Source organism: Hydrogenophaga sp. GW823-FHT04C09 (genome assembly GCF_058796355.1).
Map to the genome: position 1 here is coordinate 129,522 of NZ_JBXAIO010000001.1, position 14,664 is coordinate 144,185.

Annotated in this window: 12 protein-coding genes; 4 read left to right on the forward strand and 8 right to left on the reverse strand. The window is 69.7% G+C overall.

Annotation, left to right across the window (positions count from 1 at the left end):
• Positions 1-5 precede the first annotated feature (5 nt).
• Together AC1Q9M_RS00690 and AC1Q9M_RS00695 are read right to left on the reverse strand one after the other, a co-directional pair.
• Positions 6-2,519, reverse strand: coding sequence for a penicillin acylase family protein (locus AC1Q9M_RS00690; RefSeq protein WP_382324702.1), 2,514 nt, complete (start codon positions 2,517-2,519; stop codon positions 6-8).
• 83 nt (positions 2,520-2,602) lie between these two features.
• On the reverse strand, positions 2,603-3,547 hold the full coding sequence (locus tag AC1Q9M_RS00695) for an FHA domain-containing protein (RefSeq protein WP_444686517.1): 945 nt from the start codon (positions 3,545-3,547) through the stop codon (positions 2,603-2,605).
• A gap of 330 nt (positions 3,548-3,877) precedes the next feature.
• Here AC1Q9M_RS00695 and AC1Q9M_RS00700 point away from each other — a divergent pair, with 330 nt between their 5' ends.
• Entirely contained in the window at positions 3,878-4,213 is a 336-nt protein-coding gene (locus AC1Q9M_RS00700) for a hypothetical protein (protein WP_382158123.1), read from the forward strand.
• Positions 4,214-4,229: 16 nt separating this feature from the next.
• Here the strand turns inward: AC1Q9M_RS00700 and AC1Q9M_RS00705 are convergent, their stop codons facing one another.
• On the reverse strand, positions 4,230-5,228 hold the full coding sequence (locus tag AC1Q9M_RS00705) for an LD-carboxypeptidase (protein ID WP_382324698.1): 999 nt from the start codon (positions 5,226-5,228) through the stop codon (positions 4,230-4,232).
• A 24-nt stretch (positions 5,229-5,252) separates the two neighbouring features.
• Positions 5,253-6,644 carry a tRNA adenosine(34) deaminase TadA gene (gene tadA, locus AC1Q9M_RS00710; RefSeq protein ID WP_444686516.1) on the reverse strand — a complete coding sequence of 464 codons (1,392 nt, stop codon included), beginning with the start codon at positions 6,642-6,644 and terminating at the stop codon, positions 5,253-5,255.
• 124 nt (positions 6,645-6,768) lie between these two features.
• Between tadA and nhaA the strand changes: the two genes are divergently transcribed.
• The 3 genes from nhaA to opgC (AC1Q9M_RS00725) all read left to right on the forward strand — a co-directional run bounded on the left by nhaA (position 6,769) and on the right by opgC (AC1Q9M_RS00725) (position 10,430).
• Positions 6,769-8,010: a Na+/H+ antiporter NhaA gene (nhaA, locus tag AC1Q9M_RS00715; RefSeq protein WP_492431931.1), complete on the forward strand. Its 1,242-nt coding sequence runs from the start codon at positions 6,769-6,771 to the stop codon at positions 8,008-8,010.
• 25 nt (positions 8,011-8,035) lie between these two features.
• Positions 8,036-9,178, forward strand: a complete 1,143-nt coding sequence (gene opgC, locus AC1Q9M_RS00720; RefSeq protein ID WP_444686514.1) for an OpgC domain-containing protein — start codon at positions 8,036-8,038, stop codon at positions 9,176-9,178.
• Positions 9,179-9,275: 97 nt separating this feature from the next.
• Positions 9,276-10,430 carry an OpgC domain-containing protein gene (opgC, locus tag AC1Q9M_RS00725; protein WP_492431933.1) on the forward strand — a complete coding sequence of 385 codons (1,155 nt, stop codon included), beginning with the start codon at positions 9,276-9,278 and terminating at the stop codon, positions 10,428-10,430.
• Here opgC (AC1Q9M_RS00725) and AC1Q9M_RS00730 read toward each other — a convergent pair.
• The 4 genes from AC1Q9M_RS00730 to AC1Q9M_RS00745 form a co-directional block, all read right to left on the reverse strand.
• Positions 10,405-11,205 carry an SGNH/GDSL hydrolase family protein gene (locus tag AC1Q9M_RS00730; protein ID WP_444686512.1) on the reverse strand — a complete coding sequence of 267 codons (801 nt, stop codon included), beginning with the start codon at positions 11,203-11,205 and terminating at the stop codon, positions 10,405-10,407. The two genes, opgC (AC1Q9M_RS00725) and AC1Q9M_RS00730, sit on opposite strands and share 26 nt — an antisense overlap.
• Before the next feature lie 157 nt (positions 11,206-11,362).
• On the reverse strand, positions 11,363-12,256 hold the full coding sequence (locus tag AC1Q9M_RS00735) for a universal stress protein (RefSeq protein ID WP_444686511.1): 894 nt from the start codon (positions 12,254-12,256) through the stop codon (positions 11,363-11,365).
• A 48-nt stretch (positions 12,257-12,304) separates the two neighbouring features.
• Positions 12,305-13,474, reverse strand: coding sequence for an ABC transporter permease (locus AC1Q9M_RS00740; protein ID WP_492431936.1), 1,170 nt, complete (start codon positions 13,472-13,474; stop codon positions 12,305-12,307).
• Complete coding sequence (locus tag AC1Q9M_RS00745; protein ID WP_444686509.1) at positions 13,471-14,658, reverse strand: ABC transporter permease; 1,188 nt, start codon at positions 14,656-14,658, stop codon at positions 13,471-13,473. Before AC1Q9M_RS00745 ends, AC1Q9M_RS00740 begins: the two co-directional genes overlap by 4 nt.
• Positions 14,659-14,664 lie beyond the last annotated feature (6 nt).

Sequence of the window (14,664 nt, forward strand, 5' to 3'; positions counted from 1 at the left end):
GAGGCTCAGGGCGCGGCCGGTGGCCGCAGTTCCAGCGTGCTGCGCCACTGCGCCGGCTTCATCGTCAGCACGCGGTACTGCACCGCCACCCAGGTGTCGCTCATGTCGCGGTAGCGGCCCGAGAACACGTTGCCGCTCTGCCCGGTCTGGTAGATGAAGCGCGAGTTGTCCAGGTCCGCGAGATCGTAGACCGCGCGCAGGCTGGCCGCATGGCGGTTGGCATAGGGTGCATCGGCCTTGTCCAGGTGGTACTGCCCCACGTTGACGGTGAAGGGATCGCCCCCTGTGGGCGTGCGCACGTCGAAGAGCGCCGCCAGCGGCTTCACGTTGCCGAACGGGCGGTGGGCCGAGATCGCCGGGTGGGCATCGCCCCAGCGCCAGGCGGCCACGTCGCTGCCGTGCACGGCCTGCAGCTTGTTCAAGGCGTCCGTCAGGGCCAGGCCGCTGGCCGCCGCGCAACCCGCCGCGCCGCACCAGCTCGCGTCGTCGCGCTCCAGAATGCCTTCCACCGCGTTGCGGAACAGGCGCTTGCCGTACATGCCTTCGAAGCGCGCCTGGCCCACGCGCTCGCCCACCACGCGGCGCGTGAAGGCATCAACCCAGGCGCTGTAGATCAGCGGCGCGGCGGCATCGGCGCGCATCTCGCCCTTGAAATCGCGCAGCGCGGCCTGCGCGGCCGCCGCCAGCGGGTGGTCCGACGCGGCTTTCTGCAGGAACGGCAGCAGGCGCACCGTGGCGGCCGATTGCTGGTCGGCGTGCATGGCGCGGAACGAGTCCAGCGTGTGCTTCGGGGTCTGCGCCAGCATCGCTTCGATGCGCTCCTGGCGGTAGGGCGCGGCCCAGTCCTGGGTCAGGAAATGCGGGTAGTCCGCGGCGTGGATGCGCTGGTTGGCGGTGGCGATCCAGCCGCGCGCGCCATCGTCCTGCGGCGTCTCTTCGTAGGGCAGCCAGCCGGCCCAGTCGTAGCGCAAGTCCCAGCCCGGCGCCGGTGCGACGCCGCGGATGTCGTTCTCCGGCGCGCGCAGGGGCACGCGGCCCGCGGCCTTGTAGGCGATGCGCCCCGTGCGGTCGGCCATCACCACGCTCTGCATCGGTGAATGGAAATCGCGGAACGCCTTCTGGAGTTCGTCGACCGATTGCGCGCGGTTCGACTCCAGGGTGGCGACCACGTTGCGGTTGTCGGCGTCCAGCGCGGTCCAGCGCAGCGCGAGCACGAAGCGGCTGGTGTCCATCACCTCGCCATGGCGCGCCTGCGCATCGCTCAGCACCGGGCCGTGGCGGGTGCTGCGCACCATGTGGCTCACGTCGGGCTGTCCCTTGACCCGGATGGTCTCCATGCGCAGGCCGAAGTTGGCCCAGGCCGGTTCCCCGGAGGGGGACGGCACGCGGTACTGCGCGGGGTTGGCGGGGTTGATCTGCTCGAGGTAGAGGTCCTGCACATCCGGGCCGGTGTTGGTGAAACCCCAGGCCACCTGCTGCGTGCGGCCGAGCACCACGAAGGGCGTGCCGGGCAGCGTGGCGCCCATCACGTCCATGCCCTTGATGCCGTCGGCATCGGGCGCCTGCAGCCGCGCGAAGTACCAGATGGCGGGCGCGCTCAGGCCCAGGTGCGGGTCGTTGGCCAGCAAGGGCATGCCCGAGGCGGTGCGCGAGCCGTTGACCACCCAGTTGTTCGAGCCCTTGCCCTCGATGTTGCCCAGCTCGTCGGCCCAGCGCTGCAGGTCCGCGCCGATCTGCCCGCGCGCCGAGGCGACGATGCCGGACGCGGCCGGCACCTCGGCCTTCGAGGTCGTGACCGGCTTGCCCCGGTAGACGCCCAGTTCGCGGTAGAGCTTGGCGAGGTCGGCCGTGGCCGCTGGCTGCTCGCCCGGGTACGGCGGGAACAGCTCCCACAGGGCCTGGGTGTCGATCGCCTCCAGCGCGGTGAACCGGGCGAACTCGTTGCCCCAGTTGCCGCCCAGGTCCAGCGCCATCATGAGCGACCAGGCCACGCAGTCGACCGGGTCCCAGTAGCGCCCCGCGGCCGCTTCTTCGCGCGGGCTGATGCCCAGCAGCAGGAACTCGGGCGAAGGCAGTTGTTCGCTGTGGGCGAAGAAGGCGTTCACGCCGTCGCTGTAGGCCTGCAGGGCTTCGCGGGCCTCGGCTGGCAGGGTTTCCAGTTGCTGGCGCGCGGCCTGCCGGATGCCCAGCGTGCGCATGAGCTTGTCGGTCTCCAGCGTGGTCGGGCCCAGCACCTCGGACAAGGTGCCGCGCATGATGCGGCGGTTGAATTCCAGTTGCCAGCCGCGCTCCTGCGCGTGCACGTAGCCCATGGCCATCCAGGCGTCGTGCGGCTTGCCGGCCAGGATGTGCGTGACGTCGCTCGCGTCGCGGTGCACCTTCACCGGCGCGGACAGCCCACCCAGGTTGAGGCTGCCCTCGGTTTTCGGCAGGCTGCGCCAGGCATAGAAGGCGGCCAGCGCGGCGGCGAGCACCACCAGCAGCGACAGCAAGGCAAAGAGTCGTTTGATCCAGCGCACGAAATGTCCCCACTCATTGTTGTGATCCCGACGGCACGCGGGTGTCCCGTGCGCCGCCTTGCGGCCTTCCCTGCCGCGCCTGCTTATTTCTCGATGCCGATCGGCCCGATCGACATCTGGCCGTCGACCAGCCGGAAGCGCACCGTGGGCGCGCTGAAATCGCTGAAGGGCGCGCCCATGGCGATCTCGCCGTCGCTGTGCAGCAGGCACTCCTGGCGCCGCAGGGCGATCACGTTGTCGCCCGCGCCGAAACGCACCCAGGTGCCGTAGCTGCTGATGTCTTCGAGCACGTAGTTGCCCGAGCGGATGTCGATGCTGGCGTGCATGCGCGAGACGCGCGGGTCGCTCACCACGAAATCGGCCTCCGGCACGCGGCCGATCTTCATCGGCAGGTCGGTCAGGCTGAAGGCCTGCGTGGTGTCGAGCCAGGCCAGCTCGAAGCCTCCGAACACGGACTCCTTCATCGGACTCAGGGCGTGCAGGTCGGCCGGCAGCGTGAGGAACTCGGACAGCATCTCGGGCTGCCACTCGACGCGGAACACCTCGCAGGGCTCCACCCGGCCCTTGATGCGCATCGGCCCCAGGCTGCGGCTGCGCACGCCATGGCGGGGGCCGAGTTTGCGGATCACGGTGTCGGTGGCCATGATCTGTTCGGGGCCGGCCAGGTCGCTCAGGCGCGAGGCCACATTGACCGCGTCGCCGAAACAATCGCCATCGACCACCACGACCTGGCCGCGCGCCATGCCGATCTGCATCATGAGCTTGAGGCGGTCGGGCCACTGCATGACGCGCTTGGCGTGCTCCTGCTGGATCAGCACCATCGCATCGACCGCGTTGCGGTTGTTGGCGAACGACATCAGCACGCCGTCGCCCAGCATCTTGACCACCGTGCCCCCGTTCTCCACGCCCATGGAGCCAATCCACTGGGTCAGCTTGGTGACGGCCTTGGTGGCGCGGTCGTTGCCCAGTGTTTCAAACACCGAGACGCTACCCGTCAGATCCACGAAAGCAATTGTCAGTTCGGCCATAGGAGAGAAGACATATCGGCTGGATTACAACACACCACCCAATGTATGAAGGCGTGTCGGAAAACCGCCGTTTCGAGCCCTCGAAAGCGGGCCCTGGCGGTTGAAAAAAAGTGCACCCGACCCGGCCTGCTCGATGGCGCTACGTCGATGCAAATTGTTAACGAATGCGTAAGAAGGTATTACACACCTCATGGAGTCAATCAAAAACCGACGATAAACATATGATTTATTTGTTGTTTTTTGAGTGTTGTCAAACATTCCCGATTGCACATCCCCGCGCTCGCGACGTATCCTGTATCCAATTAGTACAAAGTCGTTGAGGCCACTTCCATGCGCTGGTTCAAACCCGGTATCCGCAACAGCATTTCCGCCCTTCTCAGCCCCGAGACGCGCAAGGACTCGCCCGAGTCCCTGGAGCCGGTGCGCGAAGCCATGCTCGCGGTGCTGGGCGAAGAAGGCGCCAAGGCCAACCCACAGCTCACGCGCAAGCTGAAGTACCTGCACGATGCTCACGCCCTGTGGTTCGCACGCGCCGAGATGGTGGCCGTGCTGAGCCAGTTGCACGGCGAGGCGCTCGCGGTGCACCGCGTGCAAAGCCTCTCGCCGGTGTTCCAGGGCCTGGTGCCCAAGAGCCTGATCGACGCTGGCCGCTCGCGCAGGTCCTGATCTCCCCGCAAGGCCTTCAGCCCCAGTAGATCAGGGCATCGCGCCCTTCCACCATCAGATCCACCTTGCGCCCCACGGGCAGCAACACCTTGGTCGGCACGTGCCCGAAGGGCAGGCCCGTGAACACCGGCGTCTTCGTGCGCGTGCGCATCCAGTCGATCACCGTCTGCAGCTTGAAGCCCCGGTCGTAACCCGGCACCAGCTTGAAGCGGTTGAACGAGCCCATCAGCACCGCCTTCTGCTGGCCGATGATCCCCGCGTTGAGCAACTGCGTGAGTTGGCGCTCGATGCGGTACGGGTGTTCGTTCGCGTCCTCCAGGAACAGGATGCCGCCTTTGACCTGAGGCAGGTAAGGCGTGCCCACGAGCGCGCAGATCACGTTGAGGTTGCCGCCCCACAGCGTGGCGCCGCGCAGCCGGAACACCGGCGCTGCCTCGCCGTCCTTGCGCGGGGCCGCCTTCGCGTCCGACACCGGCAGCCGCCAGCCCGAGCCTTCGCCATGCCCCACGAGCAGGTCGTCGAAGCAGGCTTCCATGATGTCGTCCGGCACTTCGGCGCCGAAGTCCTCGCCCAGTGCCGGGCCGCCCCAGGTGACGGCACCGGTCTTGGCCAGCACCGCCATCTGCAGCGCCGTGAAGTCGCTCAGGCCCACGAACTGGGTGCCGCGCTCGATCGCCTTGGCGATCTTCTTGAAAGGCAGGTCGCCCACGATGCGCGTGAGCCCATAACCCCCGCGCGAAATCAGCGCCACGTTCGCGCCGCTGGCGGTGGCGCGCTCGATGGCGGCCAGGCGCGTGGCGTCGTCGCCCGCGAAGCGCATGTGGCTGCTCAGCGCCGCCTCGTCGATCTCGACCTCGTGGCCCAGCGCTTTGAGCCGCGCCACGCCGCGGCGGAACGCGGCCTTGTCGCGCACCGCGCTGGAGGGTGAGTAAATGTAGATGTGCTTGGTGCCGTGGTGGTGGCTGTGGTTGCAATCGGGGCTGCAGGCGGGCGTGTGCGTGTGACCGTGGCTCATGGTGTTGGGCGAAAAAGGGCTCGATTATCCGGGTGCGGGCGCCGCGAAATGGCCCACGGCGGCTTCGGCGATGGACTGGCCATGCTCCTGCACGAAGTGGCCGGCTTGCGGCAGTCGAAGAGGCTCGGGGCAATGGCGGATCTGGGCGTGCAGGGCCTGCATGACGGCATCACCGAGCACCGGGTCCTGCTGGCCGATGGCCATGAGGCTCTGCCCCCGCCATTCGTGGGACCAGAAGTTCCGCGCCTGCCGGCTGATGGCCGCACCCTCGTCGTCGGCGTGCTCGGGCACCATGGGCGGGAAGGCGCGCAGCGCGGCGCGGTGACCCCGATCCGGAAACGGCGCGTTGTAGGCCGCGCATTCGGCCGGTGACATCTGCGGGTTGCCGCGCGCGAACAGGCGCGCCACGTCGAACTCGGGGTTCTGCGCGCACATGTTGCGCCAGGCCACGAAGCCGGGCGACAGCGGGGCCTCGCCGGTGGCCAGCGTGGTGTTCATCACCAGCAGCCCCCGGTAGCGCTGCGGCGCGGCCATGGGAAGGGTCAGGCCCAGCAGCCCGCCCCAGTCCTGCACCACCAGCACCACGTTGTGCAAGTCGAGGCGCTCGACGAATTCCAGCAGCACCTGGCGGTGCCAGGTGAACGAGTGCGCGCCGTCCTTCTTGGGCTTGTCGCTGCGGCCGAAGCCGATCAGGTCGGGCGCGACCACGCGCGCACCGCTGGCCAGGAACACCGGGATCATGTGGCGGTAGAGGTAGCTCCAGGCCGGGTTGCCGTGCAGGCAGAGCCAGGTTGTAGGCGCGTCCTTCGGCCCTTCGTCGAGGTAGTGCAGGCGCAGGCCGCCGAGCGCGGGCAGATCGCTCACATACCGCGGCGCCCAGGGGTAGCCCGGCAGGTTCTGGAAACGCTCGTCGGGCGTGCGCAGGGCATCGTCGCGCAAGGGATGCAGGTTCACTCGGCGCTCCTTGAAAAAACCGCGCAGCAGTTGCGCCCCCTCCTCGGCCAGCACACCGCCTTGCACGGTGGTCTGGTGGTTGATCCGGGCATGCCCGAACAGATCGAGCACCGAGCCCGCCGCGCCGGTCTTGGGGTCGGCCGCGCCGAACACCACGCGGGCCAGGCGCGCATGCAGCATGGCCCCGCTGCACATGGCGCACGGCTCCAGCGTCACGTAGAGCGAACAGCCATCGAGCCGGTAGTTGCCCAGCGCCTGCGCGGCGGCGCGCAAGGCGACGATTTCGGCGTGCGCGGTAGGGTCGTGGCCGTCGATGGGGGCGTTGCGGCCGGTGGCGATCACGCGGCCGTCCTTCACCACCACCGCCCCCACCGGCACCTCACCGGCCTGGGCCGCGGCTTGGGCTTCGGCCAGCGCCAGGCGCATGAAGCGGGCGTCGTCGAAAACGGGCGTGTCGGGCATGCGGCGAGTGTAGGCCAGGGCCCATACCCCATCGGGTAAAATACAGGGCTGGGTGTTCGCGCTGCCTGTCGCAGCGAAACAGGTTCAAGCGCTGGTCGGGCCGCCGCGCGGAGTTGATACGTCCATGAATCGAGCCCCTTCCCGGCAGACCCTGCCGCGCGCCCAACTTGTTGCCGACCGCGCATTCGCCGCCCTCTCCCGTTTTCTCCACATCGAAGCCGTCAGTGGTGTCGTGTTGCTGCTCGCGGCGGCCATCGCCCTGATCTGGGCCAACTCGCCCGCCGCCGCCAGCTACCACGCGCTCTGGCATGCGCCCCTGACCCTCGGCATCGGCCCCTACGTGTCGGTGCAATCGCTGCACTTCTGGATCAACGATGCCCTGATGGCGGTGTTCTTCCTGGTCGTGGGCATGGAGATCCGGCGCGAGATCCACGAAGGCGCGCTCGCCAGCCTCCCGCTCGCCGCCCTGCCCCTGGCCGCCGCGCTGGGCGGGGTGCTGGTGCCAGCGCTGATCTATGTCGCGTTGAACACCGACCCCACCACGCTGCGCGGCTGGGCCGTGCCCACCGCCACCGACATCGCGTTCGCCGTCGGCGTTCTGGCCCTGCTCGGCCGCGCCATTCCAGGCAACGTGCGCGTGCTGCTGCTGGCCCTGGCCATCATCGACGACATCGTGGCGGTGCTCATCATCGCGGTCTTCTATTCGGGCGGGCTGGACTTCAGCGGCCTGTTGGTGGCCGGCCTGGGCATCTTCATGGTGCTGGGCCTGCAGCGCATCGGCATCGGCTCGGCCTGGGCCTACGTCGTGCCCGGCGCCGTGCTCTGGCTGGGCCTGCTGCAGACCGGCGCGCACCCCACGCTGGCGGGCGTGGTGCTGGGCCTCATGACACCCGTGCTGCCGGTGCGCCTGCGCGGCGAGGCCCCGGTGACCCGCGTGCAAAGGGCGCTGCACCCTTGGGTGGCCTACGCTGTGATGCCCCTGTTCGCCCTGGCCAATGCGGGCGTGACGCTCGACGGCGTGGACCTCGCCTCCGGCAGCGCGCAAGCCGTCACCCTGGGCGTGGTGCTGGCCCTGGTGCTCGGCAAGCCGCTCGGCGTGCTCGGCGCCAGCTGGCTGGCCGTGCGCCTGGGCCTGTGCCGCCTGCCCGACGGCGTGACCTGGTCCGGCGTTGGCCTGGTCGGCCTGCTGGCGGGCATCGGCTTCACCATGTCCATCTTCATCGCCACGCTGGCCTTCGACGATGCCCAGTTGCTCGGCGCCGCCAAGCTGGGCGTGCTGCTGGCCTCGCTGCTGGCGGCCGTGCTCGGCCTGTCCTGGGGTTTTCTGCAGGCCTGGCGGGCCCGCCGCAGCGCCCCTCTGGCATGATCGCGGGTTCTACTGGTTTTCCCTGATGCCACACGCCCCGCAACGCCGCTGGGAGCTCGACGCCCTGCGGGGCTTGATGCTCGTCCTGATGACGCTGACCCACATGCCGACGATGTACTCGTTGCCATCGGGCCAGCCGTTCGGCTTTGTCTCGGCGGCCGAGGGTTTCGTGTTCCTCTCGGCCTTCATGGCCGGCCGCGTCTACGGCCGCCGCGCCCGGCGCGATGGCCTGCCCGCCATGCAGGCCGCCTTCCATGAACGGGCGCTCAAGCTCTACCTCTGCCAGCTGGGCCTGCTGCTGCTGGCCTTCACCCTCATCGCCTGGCTCGGGGTGTTCAACCGGCAGGGCGGCGTCACCGGCCTGCTCGAATTTTTCTTCATCGACCCGCAGGCCGCCGTGGTCGGTGCCGCCTTGCTGCTGCACAACCCGCCGCTGCTGGACATCCTGCCGCTCTACATCTTCATGATGCTGGCCAGCCCCTGGCTGCTGCGCCGCGGCCTGCGACACGGCTGGCTCGGCGTGCTGGCCGTCAGCGGCCTGCTCTGGCTGGGCGAACAGTGGGGCGTGGGCCGGGGCGTGCACGACCTGGTCGTGGCGCTGACCGGCCTGCCCATCCCGTACAAGGACATGGGCGCCTTCCACTGGCTGGCCTGGCAGGCCCTGTGGGTCGCGGGCCTGTGGCTGGGCGCGCGCGAACAGCCCTGGCCGCGCCTGCCGGGCTGGGTGCTGGCGCCGGCGGCCGTGTACGCCGGGGCCATGCTGGCGTGGCGCCACATCGCGGGCCAGGACCCGCTGCCCTGGCTGCCCGCCGTGGGCCTGCTGCTCGACAAATGGTCGCTCGGGCCCATGCGGGTGCTGAACTTCGCCAGCGTCTTCGTGCTGCTCATGGCCGCCGGCCCCTGGCTGGTGCGCGTGCTGCCGCGCCCGCACGCGCTGGAGCTGCTGGGGCGGCACTCCCTGTCGGTCTTCTGCACCCACATCGTGATCGCGCTGTTCACCCTCGCCTTCTTCGGTTCGACCCAGGTGGTGCGCCCCTGGACCACGGACGTCGCACTGCTGCTGGCCGCGTTCGCCGGCCTGTTCGCGGTGGCCATGCTGGTGGAGGCACGCGAGCGCGCCGGCCGGCGACCCGGCGTGTTCTGGCGCGCGCGTTCCCAGGCGCAGTGACGCGCCTCCCCATACCGGGGAACTTTGCGAGGCTTTGCGGCCCCGATCAGGGATCGAGTCACCTGGCAGGCACGCCACCTGCCCCCGCACCACCGCCATGAGCCAGGACGATCGCCAGTGGGAACTGGACGCCATGCGCGGCTTGATGCTCGTGCTGATGACCCTCACCCACCTGCCCACGAAGCTCGCGGACCCGTTGGGTCAGCCGCTGGGCTATGTGTCGGCCGCCGAAGGCTTCGTGCTGCTGTCGGCCTACATGGCCGGCCGTGTGTATTCCACCAAGGCCGACACGCAGGGCGCGCAGGCGATGAAAAACGCCTTCTTCAACCGCGCGCTCAAGCTCTACGCCTGCCAGCTGGCCCTGGTGCTGTTCGCCTTCACCGCCATCGCCGGCCTGGGCCTGGCGCTGCGCGAAGGCGCCGTGACCGACCTGCTCGCCTTCTTCCTGGAGCGGCCGGTGGTCGCCACCCTGAGCGCAGGCCTGCTGCTGTACAGCCCGGCGCTGCTGGACATCCTGCCGATCTACATCGTCTTCATGCTGCTCAGCCCGCTGGTGCTGCTGCACGGCCGGGAGCACGGCTGGCGCGCGGTGATGGCGCTGAGCCTCGCGCTGTGGTTCGGCGCCCAGTTCGGCCTGGGCCCGGCGCTCTACCAGATGGTCTTCGGCTGGTTCGACATGCCGGTGCGCTACCGCGACATGGGTGCCTTCGAAATCTTCGCCTGGCAGTTCCTGTGGACCATGGGCCTGTGGATGGGCACCGAGCACAGCCGCCCGGACCACACCCCCACGCGCTTTCCGCGCTGGATGGTGCGCATCGCCCTGGCCCTGGCGGCCTGCGCCTTCCTCTGGCGCCACGCCGTGGGACAGACGCCGATGCCCGATGGCTCGGTGGTCAACCTGATGTTCGACAAATGGCACCTCGGCCCATTGCGCCTGATCAACCTGCTGGCCCTGCTGGTGCTGGTGATGCATTTCGGCCCCTGGCTCAAGCGGCACCTGCCGCGCTGGCGGCCCCTGGAAACCCTGGGCAAGGCGGCCTTGCCGGTGTTCTGCGCCCACCTGGTGGTGGCCCTGCTGGCGCTGGCCGTGTTCGGCGCCACGAACCCCGCCAGACCCTGGTCGGTGGACCTGCTGATCCTGTTCGTGGGCTTCTACGCCCTGTGGGTGGTGGCCCGCGCGTCGCTCGGCCGGGATCGCCGCGCCGCGAAAAACGCGGCCCGCCTCGTCAGCCCTTCAGGTGCAGGGCGATGATGCGCTGCCACAGCGCATAACCTTCGGCGTTGAGGTGCAGGCGGTCGCCCAGGAACAGCTCCGGGCGGGGCTGGCCGTCGGCGCCGAGCATGGAGGAGAACACGTCGATGAAGTCCAGCTGCGGCTCGGTCACGCTGTAGGCCTTGATGAGCTCGTTGGTCTCGCGCACCGACGCCATCAGGCCCGCGCGCGACGGGCTGGGCTTGATGGAGACGAAGGCGATGCGGCTCTCGGGCAGCTCGGCCTTGACCGCGCGCACGAAGGCCGTGAAACGCTCCAGCACGTCGCGCGGCGTGGCACCTTCGGACAGGTCGTTCTCGCCCGCGTACACCACCACCATGCGGGGCTTGTAGGGCAGCACCAGCCGGTTCACCAGCTTCACGCAATCCAGCAGCTGCGAGCCACCGAAACCGCGCTTGATGACCACGGGCTGGTCGGCAAAGCTGGTCTCCAGGTCGTTCCAAAGGCGGATCGACGAACTGCCCACGAAGACCACGCCGCCCGGTTGCGGCGCCTGCTTCAGGTCGGCGGCGGCGAAGGCCTCGAAACTCGAACTCCAGCGCGGGTCGATCGCCGCCAACTGCTGGGCGACCGGGGGAACCACCACGGTCGGGCTCGCGGGCGCGGCCACCGCCAGCTGCTGGGTCGCCGGGGCCAGGGAAGGCGGGGGTGTTTCGGCCTGCGCGATGGCCAGGGAGCCGATGCCCAGCGCACCGGCCAGGGCCAGTTGCAGCGGCAGCGAGAAGCGCAATGAACGGTGGGGCAATGGGTGCAAGGCGGTCAGGGAGTGGTGGGGGCGCAGAATGGACAGCACCGCTCGCGGAAAGTTCAGACACCACCAGTGTAAATATCGGTATCGGGCCGGTCCACCCGGACGCCCCGAACTGTTGTCCTGACGCCCCAGACGGGCCCGTTCGTCGGAGCCGCTGGACTCAGGCGGCCTCTGGTGGCACCACCAGCACGTCGTTTTCGGCCATTTCCAGCACGCGCTGCGCCACGCTGCCCAGCAGCAGGCCGAGCACGCCACGGCGCTGCTGCGTGCCCAGCACCACTAAGTCCGCCGGGTGCGCCAGCCCATGGGCGTGCAGCAGCAGGCCCGTGTCGCCATGCTCCAGCCAGGTGCGCAGGCGCAGGCCCACATCGCCGGGCAGTTCGCACGACTGGATGAAGGCCTCGGCCTCGCGTTCGGCCTGGGCCAGGCCGTCGGCGCGCACCTTGGTGGTGTCCACGCCGCCGATCGCGGGGTACGGGTTGTCGAACGCGTGGAACAGCGTGAGCTCCGCCTGGGGAAAGAGCGCGGCGGCGGTGCGCAGGGTGTGGCGCGACGCGGGCGAAAAATCGCTGGCCACGATCACGTGGCTGTAGGTCGCGCGCGGCCGGTTGCGCACCACGAGCAAAGGCACGGGCGAGCGGCGCGCCAGGGCATCCACCGTCGAGCCCAGCACCACGCGGCTGAGCGCCTCGTTGCGCGCCACACCGGTCACGATCAGGCCACTGCCCTCGGCCGTGGCCACGGTGAGCACGGTGTCGGTCACGGCGCCCTGCTCCACCCGGGGCACCAGCGGCAGGTCACCGTCCTCGCCCGCGAGGTCGGCGCGCAGCCGCTGCTCCACCATCGCCCGGCGCGCGGTGCCGCCGCTCAGGCCCGATGCGCGCGACAGCACCGAGGTGGGCGCCTCGGCCGGCTCGGGCTCGACCACCGTCAGCGCGACCAGGCGCGCGTCCCACTCGCGCGCCAGGCGCACGGCGCGGTCCAGGGCGCGGTCGCTGCGGCTGCTCAGGTCGGTGGCCAGCAGGATGTGGCGCGGGGTGGCGGGTGTGCTCACGCGAAAGCTCCTTTCAAGGTGACCGGCACGCGGAGCGGGCCGTCGGGTTCAGACCTTGGAAGATACCAAACGGTCCTCGGCGCGCCAGCGCCACAGGCCCGCCGCCATCGACACCAGGCACACGGCGGCCAGCGCGGCGGCCTCCGCCGCCACCTGGGCCAGGCCCGCGCCCAGCTGGTTCAGCGCGATGAAGCCCTGCACGCCGGCGGTCGAGGGCACGAGCCAGCGCAAGGCCTGCAACACGGGTGGCAGGGCTTCCACCGGCCACGACAGGCCGGTGAGGAACATGAACGGCAAGGCCGTGCACAGCAGCAGTTGCACGCTGCGCTCGCGCGTGCGAAAGAGGCTGCCCAGCAGCATGCCCAGCGCCGCGACACAGAGCGCGAACAGGGCCGCGAACAGCAACAGGCCGCCGAAATTGCCCGCCCGGGGGTAGTCCTGCCACCACAGCACGAAGCCGAAAAAGTACAGGCTGTTGGCAAAGGCCACGGTGGCGAAGGCCAGCAGCATGCCGAAGTAGGCGGCGCTGCTGCGCCGGACCGGGAAGGCGCCGCGCTCGCGCCAGGTGCCGAACAGCAGCGTGATCGCCAGCAGCAGCGTCTGCTGGATGATCAGCAACGCCACGCCCGGCACGATGTAGGCGCCATAGCCTTCGCGCACGTTGAAAAGAGCCACCGCATTGACGTTGACCGGTTGTCGCTGGGCCATGGCCTGGGCGGCCGAGGGCGTGCTGGCCGCCAGCCGCTTGAGTTCGATGCCGGCCGAGACCGTGCCCACGGCCTCGGCCAGGCCGTTGAGCGCCACCTTGTTCATCATCATGTACACGCCGTTGCCGCTGATGTCGACCTCCGCCCGGCGACCGCTCAGGACCTTGCTCTCCAGCCCGGGCGGGATCATCAGCACACCGGCGATCTCGTTCTTCCAGAGCAGGTCCTGCGCCTCGCGAAGGTCGGGCGTGACCCGTCGAATGTCCACGGCGGGGTGCGCCGCGACGTAACGGGTGATCTGGCGGGAGATCGCGCTGAGGTCCTGGTCGACCACCGCGACCGGCACCTGCTGCACGCTCTCGCGCGAATACGGCAGCGGATAGAAAAACGAGTAGACGATGCCGCCCACGAACAGCAGCATGATGGCGCCGACATCGCCGAGCATGGCGCGCCAGGTCGCCACGAAACTGCCGATCAGGCTGGCGGGCCCCGGCGATGGACGGCCGCTCATGTGCGCCCCCAGGCCGAGGGTTGGCCCGCCCGCTGCTTCAGGATCAGCAGCCCGGCGCCGCCGGCCACCACCGCAAAGCCGAGCAGGACCAGGGCATCGCCCACGCCATAGGTCCAGGGCGCGCCGGCCAGCCAGTGTTTGCCCTGCAGCTGCAGGTAGTGGGTCAAGGGCAGCGCTTCGGCCCAGGCGCGCGCCAGCGGCGGCATGGCGCTCAGGGGATAGCCCTGGCCCGAGAAGGCAAAGGCCGGCGCGGTGACGAAGGCCGCCGCCGACAAGGCGTTGCGAAGCGTGAGGGTGACCGCGATCATGAGCAGGCCCAGACCGAGGTAGGCGGCAATCAGCAGCCACAGGCCGACGACGATCATCGCGCCGCTGCCTTCGATCGCCCACCCGCGCACGAAGCCGAAGAACACCACGAACAACACCGCCTGCACGGCAAAAGCCAGCGCGGGGATCACCAGCTTGCCGGCCACCGCCGTGCCCCAGCGGCCTCCCGCGCTCTCCAGCCACTGCGGCACGCTGCCCGCGCGCAGCTCGCGGCCGACCGCGGTGATGGCCGCGAGCGCCACGAAGATCTGCAGCATGGACGGGATCAGCGCGAGCACCAGGAAGGACTCGTAGTTCGCGTTCTCGTTGTACAGCGTGCCCAGCCGCAGGCGGATCGGCTCGAACTGCTCCGCGGCCTGCGCCGCCGAGGCGCCGCGCTTGCCGCGCGCCGTGATCTCGATGCCGGCGCTCAGCGTGGAGACGGCGGTGCGCACGTCGCGGGTCAGGCCGCCCGCGTGCACCGAGAACTGCCCGTTGTAGAACCAGGACACGGTGGCCGAGCGCCCGGCCCCGATGTCGTGCTGGAACGAGGCCGGAACGACCAGCAGCCCATAGGCGTGGCGCTCGCGCAGCCAGGCCGTGGCCTCGGCTTCGCTCCCGACCGCCGCCGCCACACGCACCCCCGGCGACCCGTCCACCAGGCGCAGCAGCGAGCGCGACAGGCTCGACTGGTCCCGGTCGATCACGACAATCGGCAGGTCGCGCGCGATGCCGGCGGCGAACATCCACCAGATGAGCAGGCACACGCCCAGCGGTATCCAGGTGAGCATGCCCAGGTCCCAGGCGTCGCGCCGCAAGCGTTGCCACTCGCGCCGGACCACGGGGCCGAAGCCGGTCGCGTTGGCGGTGGTCTCCACGGGCGG

What these genes read in the sequence shown, in the direction of transcription:
- AC1Q9M_RS00695 (WP_444686517.1), bottom strand. Translation starts at nt 3,547, where the DNA reads ATGGCCGAACTGACAATTGCTTTCGTGGATCTGACGGGTAGCGTCTCG.
- AC1Q9M_RS00700 (WP_382158123.1), top strand. Translation starts at nt 3,878, where the DNA reads ATGCGCTGGTTCAAACCCGGTATCCGCAACAGCATTTCCGCCCTTCTC.
- AC1Q9M_RS00705 (WP_382324698.1), bottom strand. Translation starts at nt 5,228, where the DNA reads ATGAGCCACGGTCACACGCACACGCCCGCCTGCAGCCCCGATTGCAAC.
- tadA (WP_444686516.1), bottom strand. Translation starts at nt 6,644, where the DNA reads ATGCCCGACACGCCCGTTTTCGACGACGCCCGCTTCATGCGCCTGGCG.
- nhaA (WP_492431931.1), top strand. Translation starts at nt 6,769, where the DNA reads ATGAATCGAGCCCCTTCCCGGCAGACCCTGCCGCGCGCCCAACTTGTT.
- opgC (WP_444686514.1), top strand. Translation starts at nt 8,036, where the DNA reads ATGCCACACGCCCCGCAACGCCGCTGGGAGCTCGACGCCCTGCGGGGC.
- opgC (WP_492431933.1), top strand. Translation starts at nt 9,276, where the DNA reads ATGAGCCAGGACGATCGCCAGTGGGAACTGGACGCCATGCGCGGCTTG.
- AC1Q9M_RS00740 (WP_492431936.1), bottom strand. Translation starts at nt 13,474, where the DNA reads ATGAGCGGCCGTCCATCGCCGGGGCCCGCCAGCCTGATCGGCAGTTTC.